1 protein-coding gene and 1 pseudogene are annotated in these 2,905 nt (G+C 78.0%); one reads left to right on the top strand and one right to left on the bottom strand.

The window, feature by feature from the left end; genetic code table 11:
- A partial coding sequence (locus AB8Z75_RS34185; RefSeq protein ID WP_369208918.1) for a helicase-associated domain-containing protein occupies positions 1 to 2,484 on the bottom strand: 2,484 nt, incomplete at its 3' end.
- 152 nt (positions 2,485 to 2,636) lie between these two features.
- Here AB8Z75_RS34185 and AB8Z75_RS34180 point away from each other — a divergent pair.
- Positions 2,637 to 2,905, top strand: a pseudogene (locus AB8Z75_RS34180) (hypothetical protein); the annotation flags it as partial.

The following is a 2,905-nucleotide window of genomic DNA, read 5'->3' as shown; positions in this document are numbered from 1 at the left end:
GTGCTGCTCCAGGCCGACCTGACCGCCGTCGCACCAGGCCCGCTGGAGCGCGAGCTGGGCGCCTTCCTCGCCGTCCTGGCCGACGTCGAGTCCAAGGGCGGCGCCCACCCGCACCTGGCCGTGCCTGCGGGCCACGTCGTCGTGGGGGAGGGTGGCGGCGTGGTCGCCCGCGCGGATGGCGCGGACGGCGGCGGCCAGCAGGGTGGCGTCCGGCGCGGGCGGGCCGTCCGGGACCGGCTCGGGCGGTGTGCGCGGCGGCGTGCGGCGCGCGTCGGCGCGGGACAGCAGGACGTCGCCCTCCGCCGACTCGGCGGCGGGCGCGTGGCCCATCTCGCGCAGCCGGGCGAGGAGTTGGTCGGGCGGGGCCTGGGAGGCCAGCACCGTGGGGGCCAGCAGGCGCAGCCGCAGCGGTGCCGCGCGGCGGTCGGCGAGGATCTCGGCGAGCAGCGTGTCGTCGTCGCAGCGTACGTACGAGGAGGCGGCGCCCACCCGCACCTGGCCGTGCCTGCGGGCCACGTCGTCGATCAGGTACGTCAGCGGCTGCGGCACCGGCGTGCTGGAGTGGGCGGCGAGGAAGGCGTGCAGGTCGGCGGCGGTGCGGCCGGCGTCGAGGGCGCGGCGCACCGAGTCGGGGGTGAACCGGTAGACGGTGGCGCCGCCCTTGGACTCGACGTCGGCCAGGACGGCGAGGAAGGCGCCCAGCTCGCGCTCCAGCGGGCCTGGTGCGACGGCGGTCAGGTCGGCCTGGAGCAGCACCTCGCTCAGCGGCTCGGGCAGGTGCGGGGCGAGGGCGTGGGCGACCGCGTCGAGGGTGGCCTCTGCGGGCGGCTCGCCCGGTGCGGTCTCACTCCGGGCGGTCGCCTCCACCAGGGGGCGCACGAAGGAGGCGAGTGCGCCACGGCCGGTCACGCCCAGCGACTCGGCCTCGTCGAGGGTCCAGTGCATCAGGCGGGTGGGCAGGTCGGTGCCGCTCTCGTCGCCGGGCTGCCCGTCGGCGGCGGCCCGGCCCGCCCGTACGCCCTGCAGCGGCCGTTCCCAGTGCAGCCGCTCGCGCAGCGCCGCACGGTCGGGCACCGAGCCGGCGTCGAGCCCGGCGAGGAGGGCGAGGGTCCGGTGCCGCACCTGAGGCGCCGGGCTGCGGTCGAGGCCGGGACCCAGCGGGGCGAGAGCGCGTTTGCGGGCGTCCCGCGCGTCGCGCTCGCCCACCAGCCCTGCCACCCGCGTCGCCCGGTACCAGGCCGTCACCAGCCGCGCCCAGCGCTCGGCGGGTCCGGCGCGGAGCCATTCGTCGTACGCGGGCGTGGGCGCGTAGGCCTCGTCGACCTCCCCGTCGGAGGCCACCAGTCCGGCCGCGTAGGCGAGTTCGATCCAGAAGGCGGCGGTCGGCTCGGGCACGTCGAGGGCGACGGCGGTCCGCTTGAGGTCGCGCACGCCGAGCCCGCCCGCGCGCAGCACCGGCGGCGGTTCGGTCTCCCACGACGACAGCAGTTCCTCGACGGTCGTCAGCGCCGTCATCGCCTGGCCCGCCGCCGTTCCGTCCACCGTGCCCGTCGGATGCGAGCGCGCGACCGCGACCGGCGGCGCCGTCGGCTCCAGCACCCGGTGCGCCCGGCCTCCGCGCAGGTGCAGTGCCACCTCGCGCGGCAGGACGACACTGCCGGCGGCGGTCCCCGTGCCGCCGGGCGCGTCCGTGCCGGTGGGAATCAGCAGCGCCCGCTCCAGTAGCCAGACGACCGGCGGCGGGGGCGCCGTCAGGTCGACGGCGCCGTACGGCGGCCCCCACTCCAGCTTCCGCAGCACCGACTCGGCCCCCTCCGGCGCCTGCGCCAGCAGCGCGGACATCCGCTCCGGATCGCCGAACAGCGCGGAGAGGGCCGCCAGCGCGCTCACCGGATCGTGCGTCGCGGGGAGTCCCGCGTGCGCCAGCGCCTCCTGCAGGCGGGACGGCGAGGGCTTCGCGGAACCCGCCGCCGCCACCGCCTCGGCCAGCGTGGGGCCCAGCCCGGTCGGTGAGGGCGACGTCAGCAGTTCCCTGGCCGTGCGGACCAGCCGGGGGCGCTCCCGCGCCCCCCACACCAGGGCCCGCGCCCGCAGCTCGGCCAGCGCGTGCGGCAGCCGCGCGCCCGCCTCGTCACCGGGGAGCAGCGCGGCGAGGGCGCTTGGGGGCGTCGCGGTGGTCTCCCGCGGTTCGGCTCCGGTGGGCGCCGCCGGTGGCTCCGGGGCGACGGCCAGGGCCTCGGCCGTCTGGAGGGCGAACCGGTCCAGCCGCTCCAGGGCCCGTACGACGGACGCGCGGGTGCCCGCGCGGGTGGCGAGCTGGGTGAGGTCGTTCGGGACGGGGGAGAGGAGGTCGGGGCGGGCCCGCAGGAGCGCCGACAGCGCGGCGTCGTCCCGGGACCGCAGGTCCTCCGCGAGGGTGCGGGGGCCGGACAGCTGGGAGGCGTCCGGCCGGGAGGGAGACGCCCCGGTCTGCTCACTGCTCATCCCACCCACGGTAGCGGCCCGCGCCCGCGCACCCCCTGTGGTCCGTCGCGCGGACGCCGCGTCACGAGTGCCGTGCGAGCGCTCCCTCGTGGCCGCGGCGCGCGGTACCGTCGGGTCAAGGTCGGTAAGGGCTAGCGGGTTGTGGAGACTTGGTGGGGATCGAGAGCGACCATCTCGTGTTCGACTATCTGAGCCGGGTCGGGGACCTGGCTCACAGCACACGCATGACCGCTGCCGAACGGGCCAAGCTCGTCGGCGGTCTGCGCGGCGAGATCGACAGGGCGCGCGCCGCGGACGGCGGCGCGGTGACCAAGGCCGCCGTCCAGAAGATCCTCGACCGCCTCGGCCGCCCCGAGGACGTGGTGGCCTCCGCCGGTGGCGGGCAGGTCTCGGCCACGTCGGCGCCGACGCCCTCCACGCC

It is taken from the genome of Streptomyces sp. PU-14G (assembly GCF_041028275.1).
Taxonomy (GTDB): domain Bacteria; phylum Actinomycetota; class Actinomycetes; order Streptomycetales; family Streptomycetaceae; genus Streptomyces.
Note: the sequence above shows the minus strand (reverse complement) of the source record. Positions and strands in the feature narration are given on the sequence as shown.